Source organism: Gilliamella sp. LMG 34360 (assembly GCF_984568995.1).
The window spans coordinates 1,214,889-1,239,910 of the sequence record NZ_OZ474900.1; the positions used below are offsets into that span (position 1 = coordinate 1,214,889).

Genomic DNA, 25,022 nt, shown 5'->3' on the forward strand with positions numbered 1-25,022 from the left:
GGCATGGCGGAATTCATCTCGATAAAAAAGTGTTAAACAAACTTGGTAATGATGAACAATTACGTTGCATGGCTAACGGTGAAGTCATAGCTTATCGTATCAATGAAGTCTACCCTAAAATAACCTATCCAGACGAAAATGTACCTACTGCACTACGAGGCTCTCTAAAAAATGTTGCTTATTTTTCTACTGGTTTTACATTAGTAAGACACCTATTACAAATGCCAAAAACAACGGATGCAAAAGCTGAGCAACCGGCAATAACCTTATACAGTTTGTATATGCATCAGCTTGATTGGTATAGCTATCAGGAAAAAATAAAAGATGAACAAACAAAAGCACAGCATCCTCACTATTGGCAACTTGGTTCAGGAAAAGTTGACGAAAATAAGGCGGATACTGTTTTCGGCAGTGTAATTAGAGAAAATGGCAGCAAAACCAAAGCGGTTGGCTTATTGTTAAAAGGAAGCAAAATTCGTTTAGGTGAAAAACACGCAACTAAAGCCGGTTGGTATAAAATTGTTTCGATATCAGAAGGGACATTGGTCACCTCAACCGAATTTAAACAGCAATTAGATACTATTACCGGTTATGTTTGGCATAGCGATGTATCACCCGAACCAACAGGAAAAAAAGCCGATACCAATCAAGATTATGAAGTTGTAAAAGAAGACAATAACACTGTTGGTAAGTCAAATGTGAAGGTAAAGGGCATAACGGTATATGAAGCTGCAAATGACAAACAAAAATTGACTTATTTACCACCAAAGACAACATTTGAGTTAGATGGAGAAGAAAACGGATACGCTAAAATTCGTAAAATTAATGATTGTGACGTTCCAAACCTATTAGTAAAAGAAAATGGCAGTACAGACGCACCACATAAAGGTTATGTCAAGGTAACCTCACTGACTTCATTAACGTTTAAACCTGAAAAATTCAATGACATTGTGGTATTAAAATCGCCGATTGCGATTTCAAGTGGTGATTTTATTGGTTATATCGGACATAATCAACTCAAAAAAGATCGTTTTAACGAGCCTATACAAGCATCTATATCCACAATAAAACGACCATCAGATAAAAAATTACCGCAACTGTTACATGTTGAATTATTTACCTGTGAGGATTTATCAGCATTTATTACCCAAACCCGTGCTTTAGCCGATAATTTACCCGAAAGTGAAAAAAACTTAATTCTGGTTGAAAAAGGTGCAAGATTGATACAAGCATCAAAAACGGATGGAAAATTAAATTCAGGATTAGGAATAAAGTTTATAAGTGAAAAATATAATTATTACGTTAAAATTAACTTGGAATATACTTTAAATTCAAAGGAATACTATGCTGATAACAATCTGGCTGCACAATCTAAAGTTGATGAAAAAATTGAAGAAAATGATAACGACTTATCGAATAAGACTTTAGAAATCACTTTAACAGCCGACAATAAAGAACAGTTAGAAAATAGATATAATAAAACTTATCCGCAGTTAACCAAGTCTGATATTCCGGATAAGGTTGAACTCGTTGAAGTTGATCACAATAGTTCATCTGTCAAAATACGTTTTTGTGTGAATACTAAACATTATTGGATAGCGTCAAAAGATGTCTCTCACTTATTTGGACAAGATGGGACACTCAATACCGTAATTCCTTATTGGAATAATTTTCCGCTATCATTTGATAATTTACCTCCTGCAACTAAAGATAACACGGTACATTTTCCACGGACAGTATCATTAGATTCATTAAGTAATGAGAATTTAATCACTATAGAAGACGAAAGCACGGATTCAATTTGGGTAAAAGTCACCGCAGGAAATGAAGAGCGTTGGTCAATAACAGGTTGGGTAAACATCAAAAAAGATGCTCAAGAGCACGTTAAACGAATCAGTCCCTGGCATTGGCAAGGATTTGAGACAGTAATCGAAAAAGCTAGTGTGGGAGAATTTTATACTAAAATAAACGATAACCGAGCAGGAACATTGGACATTAAAGAATATACTGATTCAATGAAAGCTATGCATAAAATCTTAATTGAATCACTGTTATATTCTGTTCAGCGAAAAAAAGGACTGCCACCTTTTACTGTTGAATTTCTGAAAGATGGCTTACGCAATAGTTGGATAGCCGAAATGATAGGTCACTTAATAATAAAATATGAAAGTGAATGGTATGCAGACGAAGCGCTAACCAAATGGAACGAAATAGATAGTTTATTTGATAAAGAAACACATAAACAAAAAAAATTAATTGAAAAATGGTTAGATGACAATAACATAACCATGCCTTATAAGCGAAACTCAGCTTTAAACAGTGTTGATGAAGCACACGAGGAAACCAAAATATATTGGCAACTGGAAAAAGAGCAGCGTATTAAACCATCCCTTTGGTGGCGAGAAGTAGCACAATCTCAAGCAACCCAATCATCAAACAACCAAACACCACAAACACCCGCACTAAGCAATCTTTCTGCTGATGGCAAAGCATGGTTTATTCATCCAATCTCAGTGATGGGTAGATTTATAAGCCCAGGTATAGTGACATATCATATTTACCACGATGGAAAAATTGAAAAACACATACCACTGGAAATATCGAAAGGCTATGAGCAAAAATATAAGTATGTTTATCATGATGAAAAGGATAATGAACATGAAATATGTATTTGTGATTGGCATACTACTAAGGAAAAAGCAAATGGTGTAACAGTAAGCGCGCCGAATAGAAAAGATCCAAATATTATTGAATATAAAGAAAATTTAAATGAAGGAAATACCCAAAAAAGAGTAAAATTTAAAAATGGAGATATTGCAGAATATGGTAACCATCCAGAAAAAGGCTTGATTTGGCGACAATATACAGCATTGAATAAAAATGTCGAAATAGTTAGGATGCCAGATGAAATTAATTATGTTAAAGACAATGTGATAATTAAATATACCTTTAGTGATACGAAAAGACGCTATACAGGACCTGGTCCTCTAGCTGGTTTTATTGGTGCTTTAGCTGAAATAAGATTACAGTTAACCACTACTGGTAGTTGTTTTGCAGAGGCTACATGTTTCCCGAGTTCAGAACATGTAAACGGTATAAGTGTAGATACGTTATATAAATGGAAAGTCGAAGAAGATCAAAAAATAATAGATGCTATGGCAAAATTCCATTTCATTAAAAGGTTAGTTGGAATTAAATCATATTTTAATAAATTAACTAATGCTGAACAAAAGGATAAACTTCATAATACTCATTTACACTCAGGCGATTTTGATAATACTAAAGTAAAAGAGATTAAATTATTCTAATGATTAATTATGTGTAAGGATTATAAATTATGAAAGAAAAACTATTTATAATGTTGCTTTGTTTTTTCTTCTTTAATATTCATGCAGAGATAAAAGATACCAGTATAAAATCTAAGTTAATTCTCGATTCTAAGAACTACATAGGTGATGAACTTATAAGTAAAAAAGAGTTTGCTAAAACAATAGATTTATCTTGCAATGTGGCTCATCCATATGGAGGAATTGATAAAGAAATCAATGAAGAGAGAAAAAAATGTATCTTTTCTAAGGTGACTTTTGATTATGAAAATATAGTAGACAATATAAAATTAAATGAAAAAATATATTTAACACCTATAAACGGTGTCAATTTATTTTTAAAAAAAACGAAAGAACCAAATTATCCGAAAAATTTATTAGATGATGAAGTTAAAATATATACAGAAATGAATGATAAAGTAATTGATCAGCTAATCATTTACTCTAATGAGTATGATATGGAAAGTTATTATGCAAAATCACAATACTATTTCATTGATAATTATATCTATGTATTAAGTTCTAATATATTAGAAGAAGGGCAAACGCTAAACTTTTGGGGTAAATATTCAGTAGAAAATAATGGCAAATTTAAATTACAAGAATCCATTAAATGTCATTATCTTTTTAAAGAAAGAAAAGAGATGAATGTGTGTAAATAAGTTTAATTGTCAAAATGTTTACGCAGGAAATGAAGATCGTAGGTCAATAACAGGTTGGGTAAACATCAAAAAAGATGCTCAAGAGCACATTACACGAATCAGCCCATGGCATTGGACGGGATTTGAAACGATACTCGAAAATGCTTCAATTGGCGAATTGTATACTAAAATAAACGATAACCGAGCAGGAACGTTGGATATTAAAGAATATACTGATTCAATGAAAGCTTTGCATAAAATCTTAACTCAATCACTTTTATATTCTGTTCAGCGAAAAAAAGGACTGCCACCTTTTACTGTTGAATTTCTGAAAGACGGCTTACGCAACAGTTGGACAGCCGAAATGATAGGTCACTTAATAATAAAATATGAAAGTGAATGGCACGCAGACGAAGCGCTAACCAAATGGAACGAAATAGATAGTTTATTTGAGAAAGAAACACAGAAACAAAAAAAATTAATTGAAAAATGGTTAGATGACAATAATATAACCATGCCTTATAAGCGAAACTCAGCTTTAAACAGTGTTGATGAAGCGCACGAGGAAACCAAAATACATTAGCAACTGGAAAAAGAGCAACGCATTAAACCATCCCTTTGGTGGCAAGAAGTGGCACAAAACCAACAACAAGCCCAACCAACAAACAACCAAACACCCGCAATAAGCAATCTTTCCGTTGATGGTAAAGCATGGTTTATACACCCAATTACATTGATTAATTTATTTTTGTATCTAGAAAAAAACATTATCACCTTTTATATATATTTAGATGGTCGAATAAAAAAATATATCCCATCATTTATCTCTGAAGAGAATAAAAATAAATATCGTTATATTATTATTGATAATTATGGAATAAAACATAAAGTTTGTGATTTGCAATATTTCAAAATTAAAGAAAAGTACAGTAAAGCATTTAATCCAAATACAGCCAAAAATTTTTATACCGCAGGACGCGGAGATACCGCTTCGAATGTAAGTGATGGCGACACTTATTACCGTATTATTTACGCTAATGGAGAAGTGGCTGAGTGGGGTAAACATGATACATATTTTGATCCCGAAAAAGATAATCCATATAGCTGGCGATTATTTGGCGTAAAAAATAATGAGGTAGAGTTATTAAAAATGCCCGATGCTTTAGATAAACAATTTGATAATTTTAATATCAAATATAGCTTTAAAGGTTCCAAACGTCGTTATACTAATCCTGGGTTATTTGCCGCAATGTTAGGTAGTATTGCGGTTTGTAATAAAAGCATTATTACTACAGGAAGTGCATTTCAATGGGGCTCTTGTTTTCCAAGTATAGATCATATTAATGGTATGAGTATTGATTTTACTTATAGATCTTATATAGCTAAAAATCAGTACCACTCACATACTTCTCAACAATATAAAGATGACCTCGCTTTTTTAAATGCAATGCGATTATTTTTTGAAGAAATTCTAGTCGGTAGTCATGATCACTTTGTTAAATTTAGAGAATTATCAAAAGTAAAAAATGGTAAACGTTTGCATGATTCTCACTTCCATGCGGAATTTTCACTTTCTAAAATTGAAGAGATCAAGGAATAAAATTATGAAATACTCATATTATCTAGCATCATTATGTTTACTATTTAGCACCTACTGTTACAGTCAGCACTATCAAATAGAAGACAAATATCGTGGCGACCCATTTTTTAGAAAAATCAATATAAATAAACTAGAAAAAAATTGTATCTATCCTATAAACTATTGGAAATTAAGCGAATCAGAACGAGAAAAAATAGATAAGCATTGTCCTGTTGATAAAATTAATCTCAAATTTGATTTAGAAGGATTATATAAATTTATTTATAAAGAGCCAGTAATCATCTATAACGGGAAAGATTTTCAACTGACATTAAGTATGTTAGAAGATTATAAAGATATTGATATAGACTCAGGTGTTACTATTTTTGGTGGTGAGATATTCCTATCAATAGTTAAAAGTAATATTGTAAAAGATAAGATTTATTTAGCCAATAATTTTATTGATCTTTCTAATGATGCCGTTGCTTACCAACGTTATTATATATCTCCACAGGGCGATATATATACTTTATATTTAGTAGAAACTGATATTGGAATAAGACCTCAAATATGGAAGCATTATCAAATCGATGTACAAACTATGAAGTTTAAACTAATTCAAATTGATACTGGATATTTTAAAATTAGCTTACCTGATAGTTTTTTTAAACTAAGCCTGCCCAATGATACGAACAACTATAAAGATAAAGAGTTTAAAAAATGTTTAAAAGATGAAACAAGTGAGGGGTGTTTTGGCTCCCAAGTCTATCGTTATTATCTAGATCAATTAAAATCAAAAATGGATTTATTGACTAAAAAACAAAAAGATAAAAAAAATCATTTTTCACTATTCAAACAGAAATTAGATAAAAAATGTTTAGTTAATCCGCTCCCGTTTGATGATGATGAGCTGCATCACTATCTTAATAATCTATACTCATGCGAAATAAAAGGCTTTAAAGAAGAGTTATCACGTGTTGAAAAACAACTCGCTCACTAGCCAGAAAGTTGGATTTGGAAGAATAAAATAATAAAAAAAGTTAGATAATTACAGAGAAAAAGTTGTGATTTTTAAACGCAACTTTTTCAAAAATAAGGAAAGGATCAACGGTTAACAGATGAAATACTCACATTATCTAGTAGCACTTTGTTTACTATTCAGCACCTACTGTTACAGTCAGCAATATCAAATAGAGGATAAATATCGTGGCGATCCATTTTTTAGAAAAATCGATATGAATAAATTAGATAAAGATTGTACTTATCCTGAAAATTATAGACAATTGAGCGAATCAGAACAAGAAAAAATAGATAAACTTTGCCCTATTAGAAAATTTAATCTCAAATTTGATTTAAAAAAGTTATATAAATTGATTTATAAAGAACCGGTAATTATCTATAACGGACAAAATTTTCAACTGACATTAAGTATGTCAGAAAATTATAATATCGAATCTGATGGTACTATTTATGAAGGTGATATATTCCTATCAATAGTTAAAGATAATATTGTAAAAGATAGGATTTATTTGGCTAATAATTATATTAATCTTTCTGATTTTGCAGCTGCTTACCAGCATTATTTTATAACCTCAGAGGGAGAGATAAATACATTATATTTGATAGAGGTAGAAGAAGGTATTTCTCCAATGTTTTGGAAACACTATAAAATTGATAATCAAAAAATGAAATTTGTACTTCAAGATATGTTGGTCAATGTTAAAAATGGTGTACGATATCAAATCGTTTATCCAAATCAATTCAATGTTATTTCGAATAAATCAGTCACAAAAATTGATTCACAAGAACTTAAATCATGTGAAGATGAGTATGACAAAGAAGAATATTATAGTTGCTATATAGATGTTTATAACCATTACAACAATAGATTAAAACAAAAAATTAACTTATTGAATAAAAGTAACAATACAATAAAAGAATCTTATTTAAAATTACAGCAAAAAATGGCTTCAAGTTGTTTAGAATTACCATCTCCAGTTTCTGGTAATAGAGGAGAAACAGATCCTTATTTATCTAAAGTTATGTTTTGTTTAATTCAAAATTATAAACAAGAAATAACCAATATTGAAAAACAACTCGCTCATTAGCGAGGAAGTTGGATTTGGAAGAATAAAATAATAAAAAAGTTAAATGATTACAGAGAAAAAGTTGTGATTTTTAAACGCAACTTTTTCAAAAATAAGGAAAGGATTAACGGTTAACAGATGAAATATTCATATTATCTAGCATCATTATGTTTATTAATTAGCTCCCACTGTTACAGTCAGCACTATCAAATAGAAGACAAATATCGTGGCGACCCATTTTTTAGAAAAATCGATATGAATAAATTAGAAAAAGATTGCACCTATCCTTTAGATTATTGGCAATTGGATAACACAAAGCAAAAAGAAATAGATAAGCTTTGCCCTTTAAATTATCTTAAATTTGATTTTACAAGTTTGCATAAATTTATTTACCAAGGTCCTCGCGTTATCTATAACGGACAAGATTTCCAATTGACATTGAGTATGCCATTAAATGAATATGATATTGCGCCTGAAACTATCCTTGGGCGTGAAATATCTTTATCAATAATTAATGACAATATTGTAAAAGATAAGATTTATTTAGCTAATAATTTCATGAGTATTGGTGAATTATCGGTTGCTTACCAACGTTATTATATATCTCCACAGGGCGATATATATACTTTATATTTAGGAGAATCTGATGCTGGAATTTTACCTATATTATGGAAGCATTATCAAATAGATACACAAACCATGAAGTTTAAACTAATTCAAATTGATTGGGGAAGTGTTAAAATTACCTTGCCCGATAATTTTACTGCACTGCCCAATCCTGAACAGAAAGTTAATTATAAAGATAAAGAGTTTAAAAAATGTTTAAAAGATGAAACAAGTGAAGGTTGTTTCGACTTTAAAGTTTATTTTTATTATTTAGAACAATTAAAATCAAAAATAGAGTTATTGACTAAAAAGCAAAAAGATAAAAAAAATCGTTTTTCACTATTCAAACAGAAATTAGATAAAAAATGTTTAGCTACTCCGCTCCCGTTTGATGATGATGAGCTGCATCACTATCTTAATAATCTATATTCATGCGAAATAAAAGGCTTTAAAGAAGAGTTATCACGTGTTGAAAAACAACTCGCTCACTAGCCAGAAAGTTGGATTTGGTAGAATAAAATAATAAAAATAATTAAAATGTTAGATAATTACAGAGAAAAAGTTGTGATTTTTTAAACTCAACTTTTTCAAAAATAAGGAAAGGGTTAACGGTTAACAGATGAAATACACACACTATCTAGCATCATTATGTTTATTATTTAGCACATATTGTTACAGTCAGTACTATCAAATAGAAGACAAATATCGTGGCGAACCATTTTTTAGAAAAATCAATATGAAAAAATTAGAAAAAGATTGTACCTATCCTCTAGATTATTGGCAATTGGATTATTCAAAACGAGAAGAAATAGATAAGCTTTGTCCTTTAAATTATCTTAAATTTGATTTTGCAGGCCTATATAAATTCATTTATAAAGAGCCAGTAATCATTTATAACGGAAAAGATTTTCAACTGACACTAAGTATGTTAGAAGATTATAAAAATATTGATGTTGAATCAGGTTTTACTATTTTGGGTGGTGAGATATTCCTATCAATAGTTAAAAATAATATCGTAGAAGACAAGATTTATTTGGCTAATAGTTATATTTATCTTGCTGATTATGCCGTTGCTTACCAACGTTATTATATATCTCCGCAGGGCGATATATATACTTTATATTTAGTAGAAGCTGATGATGGAATAGGACCTCAAATATGGAAGCATTATCAAATCGATACACAAACTATGAAGTTTAAACTAATTCAAATTGATACTAGACACGTAAAAATTAACTTACCTGATAGTTTTTTTAAACTAAGCCAACCTAATAATACGGACAACTATAAAGATAAAGAGTTTAAAAAATGTTTAAAAGATGAAACAAGTGAGGGGTGTTTTGGCTCCCAAGTCTATCGTTATTATTTAGATCAATTAAAATCAAAAATGGATTTATTGACTAAAAAACAAAAAGATAAAAAAAATCATTTTTCACTATTCAAACAGAAATTAGATAAAAAATGTTTAGTTAATCCGCTCCCGTTTGATGATGATGAGCTGCATCACTATCTTAATAATCTATACTCATGCGAAATAAAAGGCTTTAAAGAAGAGTTATCACGTATTGAAAAACAACTCGCTCACTAGCCAGAAAGTTGGATTTGGAAGAATAACATAAAAAAGTTAGATGATTACAAAGTAATAGTTGTGATTTATTAAAACGCAATAAAATCCTATTTATTATTCTATTGATATTTTAAAATATTTTTAACCATTGTGGTGTCAGTTATTTTGTCAAAAAGTTTCAGGTTATGGGTATGTTTGAGTCAAATGAAATTTTTTATACAAAATCTTAAAAAATATCCTACAAAGAACTTAATAAAAAATCTGCAAAATCCAAATTCTATTAATCCTTTTTTGATCATGCTTAAGTAACAAATTTTTAATGATATTTTATTAATATAATTAATAATATCAGTAAGTTATGCATGTAATTTGATTTAAAAAAATACTAAAAAAAGATTGCAAAAAACGCAAAAAAAGGTATTTTATAGACTTCTTAGATTATTTTTTATCACAGCTTTATTCAAGCGTTTTATTTCTAACGAATTTTCAAATAATCAAATTGTTAGTGAAAAATAATCCTAAATACTTATTAATAATAAATAATTCAATAAAACACATTTGCAGTGCACATGAAATATATCGAGGATAACATGGATAAAGGACTAACCAATTTGGTGAATCAATTGGGTAATGGTTTAAGTCGGGGTTTAAAGCAAGGTTTAGTTAATGGAGCAGGTCACAATCGCTATACGTTAAATATTGATGGTTTGTCTGCTGAGGTTTCAATCTTACAGGTTGAAGGTAATGAACAACTTAACCAGCCTTGGCACTATACGATTACTTTCACCAGCTCGGATAAACAACTTTCTGTTGAGTCATTTCTTAACCAAAATGCCCGTTTGAGTTTTAATCCTGCTAATTCTAGTAGTTTAAGTGACTTTGCAACTCAAGGACTTAATGCACTTAATTCCTTAACTTCGGCTAATCCATTAGATGCATTAAAACAGTCTGAGCCATTAAAACAGTTAGATAAACTTAAACAATCCAATCCACTCGATTCACTTAACTCTTTAACCCAGTTTAATCCGCTTAATCCGTTAAACTCACTATTATCTCAAGGTGGCTCCCGTACTCTTTATGGTGTGGTTACTCAATTCAGTCAATTATCAGTCAGTAACGATGAAGCTCGTTATCAAGTTGTCTTGTCCTCTCAATTAGCCAAACTATCATTAAGTCATAACTGTGCTATTTTTCAGAATCAAAGCGTTATCAGTGTGGTTGAAGAGGTCTTGCGTGGTCATGGTTATACAGGGATTGATTATCGTTTAGCCCTTAAAGAGCAATACCCTGAACGTGAATTTATCACCCAGTGGCAGGAGAGTGACCTTGAATTTATTCAAAGACTGCTTGCTGATGTGGGGGTCTATTTTCGGTTTGAAACCCATGGTGAACACAACTGTGATGTGATGGTCATCAGTGATTATGAACAAGGTTATCAGCAGGTGGCTGATATTGTGTACAAACAACCGAGTGGCACACTGGATAATGGCGTTGAAAGTGTCTGGGATATGACCTTACACAGTCAGATGGTGGAATCATCGGTACAAGTACAAGATTATAACTACCGCGATGCACAGGCGAATTTATTGGGTGAAGTTAACAGCCAACAGAAAGATAATACCACTTACGGTACTGATTACCGTTATGATGAACACTACAAAGAGTTAAATAGCAATGGTGACGATGATAATGAAAACAGTGGTGATATCGATACCGACGACGGTCAAGGCAGTAACGGCAATAGTAATGACAACGACAATAGTAGCGATAACACTGGCAATAACAACAGCAGTGATATTGACCGTAATCAAGCTAACACGGGTAATAGTGTTGAAAGTGGAGAATGGTATGCCCGCATTCGCCATGAACACGCCATTAGCCGTCAAATTGTTATCCGGGGTAAAAGCAATCAGGCCAATTTAGCCCCGGGTCAACATATCCGCATCAAAGGCAGTGCGATTGCCGGAATAGATGAGGGGGTAATGATATTAACGGTGCAAGGACAGGGAAACCGCAGTGAGGCTTATGAGCTGATTTTTACTGCTATACCTTACCAGCCATTAAAACCTTACCGCCCGAAGCCGATTCCTTTTCCGACTATTGACGGTACTTTACCGGCACGGGTAACCAGTCCGAATAATGACACCTATGGTTATATTGATACACAAGGGCGCTATCGGGTTAAATTTAACTTTGATTTAAAAGAGTGGCGAAACGGTGAAGAGAGCTTATGGTTAAGACTGGCTAAACCGTATGCAGGCAGTACCTATGGTTTTCACTTTCCACTGATTGACGGCACAGAAGTTGCGGTAGCGTTTACTAACGGTAACCCGGACCGACCTTATATCGCACATGCGATGCATGACAGTCAACACCCTGACCATGTGACCGTCATAAACAAACACCGAAATGTAATTCGTACTCCTGCTAACAACAAATTGCGGATGGATGATAAGCGCGGACAAGAGCACATTAAGTTAGCGACCGAATACGGAAAAACCCAGCTTAACATTGGGCATTTAGTTGACCAAAACAAAGAGCAGCGAGGTGAGGGATTTGAACTGCGTACCGATGAGTGGGGGGCGATTGCTGCCAATAAAGGTTTATACCTGACCAGTCAGACCGAGCCTAAAGCACAGGGTAAACAACTTGATATGCAAGCTGCCATTACCCAGCTTGAAAATGCGTTATCAATTGCCAAAGCACTGCAAAATGCAGCAAACTCATCTGAAGCCCATGGTGCGGACACTGACAGTCAGGAGCAACTTAAAGCGACATTAACCCAATTAGCCCAAAGTGGCATTATTGCTTATGCACAAGAGGGCATCGCTTTAACCAGTCCGGAAAACATTCAACTGTCAACGTCAAACAGTGTATCGGTGACCAGTGAAAATCAAACTGACATCAATGCGTTAAAAAACATAACCGTCTCATCCGGTGAATCCATCGGTCTATTTGCCCATAAATCGGGAATGAAAGTCTTTGCTAACCAAGGTGATGTTAACGTGCAGGCACAAAATGCCAACCTGAATATGGCTGCCAAGCAAGATATTAAAATAGACAGTGTGGATGGTGAACTTAGAGTAAGCGCATGTGAAGATTTGACGTTAATGTGTGGAGGTTCATACATCAAACTTAGTAGTGCAGGGATTGAACTGGGCACGGCAGATAATGTTTATATAAAAAGTAATGCATTGCAAAAAATGGGGCCTAACACACTTGAATGCGAGAAACCTAACTTTACAAAAAATGAACTTGAACTGTCTCTAGTGCATGTAAAAAAACATCATTATTTTAGTTTTTCAGTATAATTTATAAAGGAATAGTAGAATGATTATAAGTCCTCCTTTTTTACCAGATGCGAGAGCAAATGAGTCAGATGAAACTTTTGTTAGTCGTGCAATGACACCGGCCTTAACCGGCAAATTTCCTGTAAGTTTTGAGATGCAATGGCATGGAGGAATACATTTACAAGCACCTGATTCGGATAGTCCAGTCAGAGCCATCGCGGATGGAAATATTGTCTATTTAAGACAACCCACCGCTAGGCCAACTAACCCAACCGAGCTGGGAGAGCATCCTCTTTATGACCCTAATAAAGGATGGACAGATAATGGTTGCATCGTTATAAAGCATCAAACGGAAATTGGCGAAAATATTACAGTGACCTATTACTCGATCTATATGCACCTAAATCGTATAGAAAACGATTTAAAACAAGGTAATAATATATATCGTAAAGCAAAGCTTGGTGGTGCCGGTCAAATTTATGGACAAGATAACCTTATTCATTTTGAAATCATCGCTGCTGATGATCAAATAGAAAATATTATTGGTTCAATAACCTTAAATAGAAATGGCGCTAACTACTATACCAACCGACAAGGACATATTACTCATTACATTAACCGACATGGTAGAACAAGCAGCTGTTTCGGAAATATGTATTTTTATTTACCAGCCGATACTCCAACTTACAATGGAGTTCATAATACAAACCATTATACACATACCGCTACAGGTGATACATTAGGACAAGCGCTCTATTTAGAGATGAAATACCATAGTGGTAATTGTACTTTTACCGCTTATGATGAAAATGGTACACAAATAGGCCAACCTGTTACTACAAATGGCGATAGTCCTAGAGGAAGTGTTCATGAGTACAATCTTTTTGACCAATCATCAAAAATTTGTTCCTCTATGCCAACGGCAGGTTATGAACTATTACGTTTTGGCAGAATATTAGGCACAGAAACAGCTCAAGATACCCCAACACATTATCGACAAATACCTACTGCCAGTGGCAATACTTGGGTCAATCTTAATACTGAGGCAATCAAAAAATACAGTGATGCGGATTTTCCTTTCTGGAAAGGTTGGGGTGTTGCAGATGATGATACTAATAACGACAGTCGTTGTGACTCTGAAATTGTCAGAACAATTTTAGATAATGGTACCGCTGGCTCTTTTGCTCGTTTAACAGATGCACAAAAGCAAACACGTTTAACTGAATCCTCTATTCAACAAAAATTACAAAAAATATTCTATAAATTTCCAACCGAATGGCAAAATGCTAATTTCGAAGAACGATTTGGATGGATTAAAAATCCTACAAATCAAGGCGGTAGAAACCAGACAGATGAACAATTCACATGGTTTAAAAACCATGTACAAGCGATGACATTTTGGGAACAAGCCAATATAGGTATAGATGCAAATCATTGGCACTGCCCGCCCATTGAGTTTATTAAGCATTTTAGGAAATGTGGGTGGCTAAGTGAAAGTGAGCTTAAACAGTTAGTTCCTACATATGCCATTAGAGGGAATAATTGGGAAAGAGTTCCTGTGCATAATAAGGCAAGAAAAGATCTTAGATTGAATATTAATAAGATGTTAAGAAAATATTGCATCAATACGCCATTAAGGATGGCTTGTTTTTTTGGTAATGCGCTTCAAGAGAGTGGTTGGTTTGGAGACCTACCAGAAAAGAACGGTAGTTCAAATTGGTATTGTCCTTGGTATGGTAGAGGTTTATTGCAACTCACTCAACCTTACAATTACAAGTATTATTGGCAATTTAGAGGTCGAGAGATTTCGCAAGAATTTGAAACCTTGATAGCTAGGCATCATGAGGTAGAAATCATGGACCGTAGTCAAAGAAAAGCGAATCGAGATAGATTTCAAGATGCAGAGTTTCCAAACTTAAATCAGTATTTTATATGGCGTGAGGAAGTGACTAACCAAGCCAATATTGACCCAACCGATTCGGCAGGTTTTTATTGGATTAAGAACAGTATGGCAAAATATGCCGATGAAACACACACTTTAGAACGAGTAACCATTAATGCAGTAAGAAATCAGGGAACAAAGGTCTATTATCGAAGTTCTGCATTTTGGCATGCCTCTGCTAAGGTTAACTTACCAGCTGTAATTAATAATTTTTATAGCTCTACTTTAAATGGTTTCGATCAACGATGCTCTGCTTATGGAAATTGTTTAGCGGTATTAACAGAGATGAAGTTTCCTGATGCAACAAATAATCTGACTTTAGAGTTTCCAGAAGATTATCCAAGGAGAGAAATGTAAATGATTAAAAAAACTTTTTATTTATTAAGTTTATTGATAACTGTTTTTCCTACTTACGCTCAACAAATTAAGCAAGAGAGAGCCATTCCTCGCATCGATCAACTTGTCCCTCCTTACTTATCAACAATTTTATTACTTAGTCCATGTGCGGATATTAGTTTATTAGGCTTTGATGATAAAGATGATGATACAATTAGGATAGTTGATGAGGCAAAAGCGGCATATCCAGCTAATACGTGCAATAACCCTGCATTAGCAAATAAGTTATTTAAGGCACGCTTTCTTCAATATTCGACGATTACCTTAGTCGATGATCCGTGGAATTTAGATGTAGAAATTGTTGAGCAAAATAAATTGATATCACAGTGTAAGGATACTGCTTGTTTAGATAAAGTATTGGATAGCATTATTAGTGAATTATATCCTCTGTATATCAGTATTCCCATTGATCGCCCACCAACCAGTGGCCAATTATGCAATAGTAAAGTTGATTTGGCTAGTGATAAAAAAATGGACTTAGTTATTAAAAAATTAGTGGCGAGTTTAAGTACTGATGATAACTGTGGTAGTAAAGATTTTTCAGATTATGGAGATAATCCTATCGATGAGGATAAATCTAAACCTTATACTAATGTGCTTTTTGATATATGCAAAGCGAACATTGGTGACCTGTTTATTGCGGAATGTAAAATGTTTGGTAATCAGGTTAATACACAAACATGGTTTTATTTGTTAAAACCTAATATTGAACCCAAACTACTATTTAATTCTTATAATGGTCCTTATTATCCATTAGACTCGACTTGTAATGGTATGCCAGATCTTATGACGAGTGGTAGGTATAGCTCGGCAGAGCATAAAATTGTTTATTACCGTTATAATGGTCAACAATATGAAGCCGCATATAGTTATATGCAAGTAGGCATTAGTAGTGATGATAATGATATGGCCATTGCTGATCTTATTGAAAAAAAAGAAATAATTTGTAAATAAAAAAAAGAGAGTACATTTGGTAGGAAATAATTAAGGAGAAATGTTTAAATGATAAAAAAAACTTTTTATTTATTAAGTTTATTGATAACTATTTTTCCTGCTTACGCTCAACAAATTAAACAAGAGAGAACTATTCCTAGTATTGATCAAATTGCCCCTCCTTACTTATCAACAACTTTGTTAATTAATCCATGTTTGGATATTAGCTTATCAGGCTTTGATGATAGTGATGATGATACAATTAAGATGGTCGATGAGGCAAAAGCGGCATATCCGGCTAATACGTGCAATAACCCTGCATTAGCAAATAAGTTATTTAAGGCGCGCTTTCTTCAATATTCGACGATTACCTTAGTTGATGATCCGTGGAATTTAGATGGAAAAATTGTTGAGCAAAATAAGTTGATATCACAGTGTAAGGATACTGCTTGTTTAGATAAAGCATTGGATGCCATTATTAGTCAATTATATCCTCTGTATATCAGTATTCCCATTGATCGCCCACCAACAAGTGGCCAATTATGCAATGGTAAAGTTGATTTGGCTAGTGATAAAAAAATGGATTTAATTATTAAAAAATTAGTAGCAAGTTTAAGTACTGATGATAACTGTGGTAGTGAAGATCTTTCAGCTTATGGAAGTTATTCTTACGATGAGGATAAATCTAAACCTTATACTAATGTGTTTTATGATATATGCAAAGCGAATGTAGGTGACCTGTTTATTGCGGAATGTAAAGTTTTTGGTAATCAGGCTAATACACAAGCATGGATTTATTTATTAAAACCCGATATTGAACCCAAACTACTATTTAATTCTTATGAAGCTCCTTTTTACCCATTAAACTCTATTTGTAATGGTATGCCAGATTTTTTTACAAGTGGTAGGTATAGTTCGGCAGAACATCAAATTGTTTATTACCGCTATAATGGTCAACAATATGAGGCTGCATATAGTTATATGGAAGTAAGCATTAGTAATGGTGATGATGATATGATGATTGCTGATCTTATTGAAAAGAAAGAAATAATTTGCAAATGAGTAAATAGAAAAGATTATACTGAATTGATCCTTGCCAAAATATTAGACTGTATTCACCTCTATAATATTGTTTAGGTAGTCGGTTTTTCATATTACTGCGACATATCCAGCCATTGGTTGAATGACGACAAATGTAATGATAATAGATTTGTCATTTTGATAAATTTTGATGGTAATAAAATGTTATGTGGTTTAGGCATTGTTCAAGAGTGAAAGTATAAGAGTGATATTAAGAGGGACTATGAGGATATGATAAAAAAATTTATTGAGTCTATTTATAAAATGTAGATTAAACTGTGTAAAACTTGAATGCAGGCACTATAGAAAGAAAGTAATTATTCATAAAAAGTACTTTTTTAATAATGTAATGGTATAGACTCCTGAATATTTTTTACAAAAATAATTTTAACTTATTAATATAATTATTTTTTTATATTAATCTAAATGTAATTATTAGATATTTCCTAAATTCTATTCAATATCTTAGTAATAGTTTTAAAAAGTATTTTTTGCCGTTGTGCTGTCAGTTATTTTGTCAAAAAGTTTCAGGTTATGGGTATGTTTCAGTAAGATGAAATTTTTTGATATAAAGTCTTAAATAATCCTCAATACAAAATCCATAAAATCCAAGATTTATTAATCCTTTTTTGATTATATTTAGACCACAAATTTTAACTATATTTTGTTGGCAAAATTGAATATCGGGAGTTAACTCAAAATCACAAAGTTACGCGATTTATTGCAGTGAAAGTTAGCAAATCTATCTAAAGATAACTTGGTAACAGCTATTTATGAAAAAAGATAATAGGGAATAAGCATGTTTTATAAATAATGGTTTATTTGCTAAGAGAATTGTTTTATAAATTTAGTCATCTTAAAAATTAGGGTAAAATTTTTGATATTTTTTGTTATGTGATTACAACGTATAAGCTTAAATACACTTTTTATTAGGCAAAATTTTTTGAGCTAACCTGATCATCATTACGATTGTCTTGTTTATCGATAACGATAATATTTTTTATCAACATTTTTGGATTTATTTGTTCATTTTGTTTTTTATTTTCTCCTTTTTCTTTAATAGCACAATATGTATCTATTTTATTTATTTTAGCGGTTATAAAATAATCAATTGCAATTTTGGGTGATCTTTTAATTTTTTATATAGGAAAAAAGACTATGAACAGCAACGAAACAACGGCGTTTATTGAAAAACTACAATCCATTGTGGGCAAGAAACATACATTAACCGATCCTGCACGTACCTTATTTTACCGTCAAGGTGCTCGTTTTGGTAAAGGCGATGCGTTGGCGGTGGTTTTGCCCGGTACGCTTGTTGAGCAGTGGCATGTATTAAAAGCGTGTGTGGAAGCTGATGTCATAGTGATCACTCAATCTGCAAATACCGGATTAACAGGGGGATCAACACCAGACGGTAATGATTATGATCGCCCAATTGTAATTGTTAGTACTCGTCGTTTGGATGGCATTAATGTTATCGAAAATGGCGAACAGGTGGTCTGTTTACCTGGTAGTACGTTGTTTCGTTTAGAAAAAGAGTTGAAAAAATATAAGCGTGGTCCGCATTCGGTCATTGGTTCTTCTTGTATTGGGGCGTCGGTGATGGGGGGAGTATGTAATAACTCAGGAGGCGCCCTGATTCAGCACGGTCCTGCTTATACACAAATGGCGGTATTTGCTCAGCTTGATGCACAAGGTAAGTTGCAATTGGTAAATCATTTAGGAATTGAATTAGGTAATGATCCCGATACCATTTTGCAAAATCTTCAAAATCATAATTATTCCGATAAAGATATTCAGCGAGATGCTGGTTTGGGGCATGATCATGATTATTGTGATCATGTGCGTCAAATCGATGCTGATACACCAGCAAGGTATAACGCAGATCCAGCTCGTCACTATGAAGCATCAGGTAGTGCTGGGCGGTTGATGGTATTTGCTGTTCGGTTAGATACGTTTCCTTTAGAAGAAAATACGGCGGTATTTTATATAGGAACGAATAATACCAATGAATTGGATGATATTCGCCGTCATATTTTAGGACAATTTAAAAATTTGCCCGTATCGGGAGAGTATATTCATCGAGATGCCTTTGATATAGCGGCAGTATATGGTAAACATCTGTTTTTGGCGATTCAAAAGCTGGGCACTGATACCATACCAAAGATGTATGCATTAAAGAATTTTGTCGATCGAATAATGAGTAAAATTCCTTGTTTTTCTGGTAGCTTTTCCGATAAATTCGCAGTAACGGTATGTAAATTATGGCCAAATCATTTGCCAAAATCTCTGCGTGATTATCGTGATCGTTATGCGCATCACTTGATTTTAAAAATGTCAGATGAAGGTATTGCCGAAGCTGAAGCATTTTTGAAATCTTACTTTGATAATAGTTCTACAGCTGAAAAACGTGATGGCAGTTATTTCCGTTGTAATAATAAAGAAGCAGAGGCTGCAATGTTGCACCGTTTTGCCGTTGCTGGTGCAGCTACAGTGTATCGTAATGTACATACCAAAACGGTTGAGGATTTAGTGGCGTTGGATATTGCTTTACGACGCAATGATAAAGATTGGTTCGAAACGTTACCTGAAAGTATTAGCCAGCATTTCATCTATAAATTGTATTATGGCCATTTTTTCTGTTCTGTATTTCATCAAGATTATATTGCTAAAAAAGGTACTGATTGTAGTAAAGTGGAAGAAGAGATGTTAGCAATACTCGATCAGCGTGGAGCTCAATATCCAGCAGAGCATAATGTTGGGCATTTGTATCATGCTAATGAGGATTTGAAAAAATTCTATCATGCGCTAGATCCAACTAATAGCTTTAATCCAGGAATAGGTAAAACATCTAAGAAGAAATATTGGCAGTGATAATCGGGCAGATTTTATCTGCCTTAAAATTGTCATTATTGGGAAATGCTATAGTAATAACGAGTCTAATAAAAATGTTACCCAATGTTTAGCATTGGGTATATATCATTTATTGATTCAATATGGTTTTAAAGCATTTTCTTTAATTGATATAACACTTCAAGCGCTTGTTTTGGTGATAAAGCATCAGGATCAATCTGTTTGAGAGCCTCTTCAACTTCTGAAGGTTCGCTTACTGCTTCAAAACTCAGTTGCGATTGGTCAACGTGACTATTTGCTGCTTGTTTTGAAATGATTTCAAGCTCTTTTAGCTTTTGTTTGGCGCGTTTTAATACCTGTTTGGGTACGCCTGCTAATCCTGCCACCGCAATACCAAAACTTTTACTGGCAGCACCTTCAGATACTTCGTGGATAAAGGCCACCGTGTTGTCATGTTCTATGGCATCAAAATGAATGTTATAAACACCTTGCATATGCTCAGGTAATTGCGTTAATTCAAAATAATGGGTAGCAAAGAGCGTCATCGCTTTGATTTGGTTTGCTAAGTTTTCAGCACATGCCCAAGCTAAGGATAGCCCGTCATAAGTTGAAGTACCGCGTCCAATTTCGTCCATTAGTACTAGACTTTGTTCAGTGGCATTATGCATAATATTAGCCGTTTCAGTCATTTCGACCATGAAAGTTGAACGGCCTGATGCTAAATCATCAGACGCACCAATTCGAGTAAATATGCGATCAACCGGTCCAATGATTGCTTGTGATGCAGGTACAAAACTACCAATATAGGTAAGTAAAACAATTAAGGCCGCTTGGCGCATATAAGTACTTTTCCCACCCATATTCGGCCCAGTAATAATTAACAACCGTCTGTCAGGCGATAATTGCAGGGAATTGGCGATGAATGGGGTTTGTAATACTTGTTCAATCACCACGTGTCGACCATCTTTTATATTAATTCCCGCTTTATTTGCAAGCGTTGGTTGCTGATAGTTTAATGTTAATGCCCGTTCAGCAAGGTTAGTGAGTACATCAAGTTCAGCGATAGCATCGGCACTCAGTTGCATATCGGCAAGCTGTGGCATAAGTAAATCAAATAATTCATCATACAACTGTTTTTCAAGTGCTAAAGCACGACCTTTTGAGGTGAGGACTTTATCTTCATACTCTTTAAGCTCTGGAATGATGTAGCGCTCAACATTTTTAAGCGTTTGGCGTCGTGTGTAGTGAATAGGTGCTAAATGGCTTTGTCCTCGACTAATTTGAATATAATAACCATGTACAGCATTAAACCCTACTTTGAGAGTGTCTATACCTAAGGTTTCACGTTCTCTTATTTCTAATTGTTCTAGATAATTCGTGGCGCCATCTGCAAGATTGCGCAGTTCGTCAAGTTCGGCATTGTAACCAGTGGCAATAACACCACCATCACGAATTATTACCGGAGGCGCTTCAACAATTGCTCGCGTTAAAATATCTGCAATGTGATCAAATTGGTTGATTTTAGCTCGCAAGCCAACTAAAGCTGGCGCATTGAGTTGGTTTAGTAATTGCTGCATTTGAGGCAATAAGTTATATGCATCACGCAAACGGGCAAAATCACGTGGGCGAGCGGTACGCAATGCAAGCCTAGCTAAAATTCGTTCAAGATCGCCAATCAGTTTTAATAACGGTTGAATATCATCAATATGGTTTTGTAACTCACTGATTGCCTGCTGACGGTTTTGTAATAAGGTTATGTTACGAATAGGAGCATGTAACCAGCGTTTCAGCATACGGCTACCCATTGGGGTTTGGGTTTTGTCTAAAATTTCAGCAACCGTATTTTGCGTACCTCCAGATAAATTTTCGGTGATTTCAAGGTTGCGCCGCGTTGCCGCATCAAGTACCACAAAGTCGAAAGCTGATTGTTTGATGATTGAACGAATATGCGGTAGGGCAGTGCGCTGTGTATCTTTGACATATTGCAGTAAACAGCCAGCTGCGCTAAGTGCATAACTGCAATCTTCCACCCCAAATCCGACTAAATCATTAGTACCAAATTGTAAATTAAGCTGCTGTTTGGCGGTTTCAAGGTCAAAATCCCAAATTGGGCGACGTCTTAACCCATTACGTTGTTCAATCAAAGCCATTGATTGAAAATCTTCTGGATAAAGTAGTTCGACCGGATTGGTGCGCTGCAATTCAGCCTGCATTGACTCGTAACTTTCCGTTTCAAAAATGAAAAATCGCCCAGAACTAATATCGAGTGTGGCATAACCATAATGGTTTTTTGATTGCCATATTGATGCTAATAAATTATCTTTCCGATCTTCTAATAATAATTCATCACTGACGGTACCCGGTGTGACAATACGGACAATTTTTCGCTCGACGGGGCCTTTAGTTGTCGCAGGATCGCCGATTTGTTCACAAATCGCGACCGATTCACCAAGGGAAATTAATTTAGCTAAATAGCTTTCAACCGCATGATATGGCACGCCAGCCATAGGAATCGGTTCACCATTAGAAGCACCACGTTTAGTTAACGAAATATCTAAAAGCTGTGAGGCACGCTTGGCATCATCATAAAACATCTCATAAAAATCCCCCATACGATAAAACAACAAGATATCGGGATTTTCAGCTTTTAACTTTAGATACTGTCGCATCATTGGAGTGTGGTTGTCAAAATTGTCTTCGTTTATCATGGCGGTATTTCTTTTTTATTTAAAGTTCAGGCGATTACTGTATTACACTATCTAACTTTCTACAAAATCTAAGATTTTGCTATTTTTATGGTCGGTAACGGCAATAACGTTCAATTTGTGATATACCAAAAGGTATAATCAATAAAGTTTATGCAATTTAATTGTGTATTAAATCATAGATAATAAGCGGTTATTATAACCTATTATTTAAATGGTTTGTATAAATTCAAAATAGGTGGTAATAAGTTGATATTCTTGGTTGAAATCTGTGCTTGCAATAGTCAGTTATATTACCAAAAGTTATAATCACTAGGTGATTTTTTATCAGTTTAAAACTTCTGTTTTAGCAATTGTACTCAACAATCTTAATTTGAACTTTTTAAGTTGCATAATCAAATTCACATAAGGGTTTATCTGCTGATATAAAAAGCTAAGCGTCAATGTAGGTCGCTATGTTGTATAAACGTCAATATGAATTGCGTATTGTGAGATCTAAGCTTTGAAAGTATTTTGAAAATCCTTACACATAATCTTACCTTATTTATTTCAAATTTATCTTTACCATTGAAAGTGAAAAATTGAGCATTTAAACATAATTTTAAGCAATAATAAGCATATAGACTAATAAAATACATAATTTATGCAGTATAAAGTGAACGATGGTCATGTAGTTAAGTCTGCCGTTACTATGGTTTTAATTTTAAGTACTATTTTTTACTTATTTATTTTGTTAGGTTGAATGTTTTGAATAAGTAAATGATTTTATTGCTAATCATCTTATTCCAGTAATTTTTAGTTAAAACTATTTAATGAATTCGTGTCTAATTTGATCGAATGATCTTGAATAAACCGTTAAAATTTGATAGCTTACAGCAAAGATTTTTTACATTTAAAAACACAAAAAAGAAGGTAATTGTTATGACAATCAAAGTAGGTATTAATGGTTTCGGCCGTATTGGTCGTATTGTTTTCCGTGCTGCTCAAAAACGTTCAGACATCGAAATCGTTGCTATCAATGATTTATTAGATGTTGAATATATGGCTTATATGCTTAAATATGACTCAACTCACGGTCGTTTCGACGGTACTGTTGAAGTTAAAGATGGCAAATTAGTCGTTAACGGTAAAACTATCCGCGTTACTGCTGAAAGAGATCCTGCAAACTTAAAATGGAATGAAGTCGGTGTTGATGTTGTTGCTGAAGCAACTGGTCTTTTCTTAGATGATGCAACTGCTCGTAAACACATTCAAGCTGGTGCTAAGAAAGTTGTTTTAACTGGTCCTTCTAAAGATAGCACTCCTATGTTTGTAATGGGTGTTAATGATAAAGACTACGCTGGTCAAGATATCGTTTCTAATGCTTCATGTACTACTAACTGTTTAGCGCCTTTAGCTAAAGTTATCAATGATAACTTTGGTATCGTTGAAGGTTTAATGACTACTGTTCACGCTACAACAGCTACTCAAAAAACTGTTGATGGTCCATCTCACAAAGATTGGCGTGGTGGTCGTGGTGCTGCTCAAAACATCATCCCATCTTCAACTGGTGCAGCTAAAGCTGTAGGTAAAGTTATCCCTGAATTAAACGGTAAATTAACTGGTATGGCTTTCCGTGTTCCTACTCCAGACGTTTCTGTAGTGGATTTAACTGCGCGTTTAGCTAAACCAGCTAAATACGAAGATATCTGTAAAGCTATCAAAGCAGCATCTGAAGGCCCAATGAAAGGCGTTCTTGGTTATACTGAAGATGCAGTTGTTTCAACTGACTTCTTAGGTGAAGTTTGTACTTCTGTATTTGATGCGAAAGCAGGTATCCAAATCAGCGATACTTTCGTGAAACTTGTTGCTTGGTATGACAACGAAGTAGGTTATTCTAACAAAGTATTAGATTTAATCGCTGTAGTTTCTAAATAATAGAAGCAATTCATAATTATTTCAATAAGCGGCCTTTGGGTCGCTTTTTTATTACAAGATTGTCATCAATTTATAAATGTACAATTTATAAATGCAATAA

At 33.7% G+C, this 25,022-nt stretch carries 15 protein-coding genes; 14 read left to right on the plus strand and 1 reads right to left on the minus strand.

Translation table 11 applies throughout. The features are described from left to right. Positions 1 to 29: 29 nt before the first annotated feature. From AC5LW9_RS05525 to dld, 13 genes are all read left to right on the plus strand, one after another. Positions 30 to 3,308, plus strand: coding sequence for a hypothetical protein (locus tag AC5LW9_RS05525; RefSeq protein WP_493456463.1), 3,279 nt, complete (start codon positions 30 to 32; stop codon positions 3,306 to 3,308). A gap of 29 nt (positions 3,309 to 3,337) precedes the next feature. After that, complete coding sequence (locus AC5LW9_RS05530) at positions 3,338 to 3,988, plus strand: hypothetical protein (protein WP_198236690.1); 651 nt, start codon at positions 3,338 to 3,340, stop codon at positions 3,986 to 3,988. Further along, positions 3,975 to 4,550, plus strand: a complete 576-nt coding sequence (locus AC5LW9_RS05535) for a hypothetical protein (protein ID WP_493456464.1) — start codon at positions 3,975 to 3,977, stop codon at positions 4,548 to 4,550. The genes AC5LW9_RS05530 and AC5LW9_RS05535 overlap by 14 nt, the downstream gene beginning before the upstream one ends. 48 nt (positions 4,551 to 4,598) lie before the next feature. Beyond that, entirely contained in the window at positions 4,599 to 5,567 is a 969-nt protein-coding gene (locus tag AC5LW9_RS05540) for a hypothetical protein (protein WP_493456465.1), read from the plus strand. 4 nt (positions 5,568 to 5,571) lie between these two features. After that, positions 5,572 to 6,546 (plus strand): hypothetical protein, encoded by a 975-nt coding sequence (locus AC5LW9_RS05545; protein ID WP_493456466.1) that lies wholly within the window; start codon positions 5,572 to 5,574, stop codon positions 6,544 to 6,546. A 235-nt stretch (positions 6,547 to 6,781) separates the two neighbouring features. After that, a complete protein-coding gene (locus AC5LW9_RS05550; RefSeq protein WP_493456467.1) occupies positions 6,782 to 7,654 on the plus strand; it encodes a hypothetical protein in 873 nt (290 codons plus the stop codon). A gap of 117 nt (positions 7,655 to 7,771) precedes the next feature. Continuing rightward, on the plus strand, positions 7,772 to 8,731 hold the full coding sequence (locus AC5LW9_RS05555) for a hypothetical protein (RefSeq protein ID WP_493456468.1): 960 nt from the start codon (positions 7,772 to 7,774) through the stop codon (positions 8,729 to 8,731). Positions 8,732 to 8,975: 244 nt separating this feature from the next. Then, positions 8,976 to 9,827: a hypothetical protein gene (locus AC5LW9_RS05560; protein WP_493456469.1), complete on the plus strand. Its 852-nt coding sequence runs from the start codon at positions 8,976 to 8,978 to the stop codon at positions 9,825 to 9,827. Positions 9,828 to 10,375: 548 nt separating this feature from the next. Next, positions 10,376 to 13,117 (plus strand): type VI secretion system Vgr family protein, encoded by a 2,742-nt coding sequence (locus tag AC5LW9_RS05565; protein WP_493456470.1) that lies wholly within the window; start codon positions 10,376 to 10,378, stop codon positions 13,115 to 13,117. 19 nt (positions 13,118 to 13,136) lie between these two features. After that, positions 13,137 to 15,395: a hypothetical protein gene (locus tag AC5LW9_RS05570; RefSeq protein ID WP_493456471.1), complete on the plus strand. Its 2,259-nt coding sequence runs from the start codon at positions 13,137 to 13,139 to the stop codon at positions 15,393 to 15,395. Further along, positions 15,396 to 16,388, plus strand: coding sequence for a hypothetical protein (locus AC5LW9_RS05575; RefSeq protein ID WP_198226598.1), 993 nt, complete (start codon positions 15,396 to 15,398; stop codon positions 16,386 to 16,388). It begins immediately after the preceding gene. A 48-nt stretch (positions 16,389 to 16,436) separates the two neighbouring features. Continuing rightward, complete coding sequence (locus AC5LW9_RS05580) at positions 16,437 to 17,429, plus strand: hypothetical protein (protein WP_493456472.1); 993 nt, start codon at positions 16,437 to 16,439, stop codon at positions 17,427 to 17,429. Between the two features lie 1,176 nt (positions 17,430 to 18,605). Then, complete coding sequence (dld, locus tag AC5LW9_RS05585; protein ID WP_065737446.1) at positions 18,606 to 20,321, plus strand: D-lactate dehydrogenase; 1,716 nt, start codon at positions 18,606 to 18,608, stop codon at positions 20,319 to 20,321. A 128-nt stretch (positions 20,322 to 20,449) separates the two neighbouring features. Here the strand turns inward: dld and mutS are convergent, their stop codons facing one another. Beyond that, on the minus strand, positions 20,450 to 23,008 hold the full coding sequence (gene mutS, locus AC5LW9_RS05590) for a DNA mismatch repair protein MutS (RefSeq protein WP_493456473.1): 2,559 nt from the start codon (positions 23,006 to 23,008) through the stop codon (positions 20,450 to 20,452). Positions 23,009 to 23,926: 918 nt separating this feature from the next. Here mutS and gapA point away from each other — a divergent pair. Further along, on the plus strand, positions 23,927 to 24,922 hold the full coding sequence (gene gapA, locus AC5LW9_RS05595; RefSeq protein WP_025315031.1) for a glyceraldehyde-3-phosphate dehydrogenase: 996 nt from the start codon (positions 23,927 to 23,929) through the stop codon (positions 24,920 to 24,922). The last annotated feature ends 100 nt before the right edge of the window (positions 24,923 to 25,022 follow it).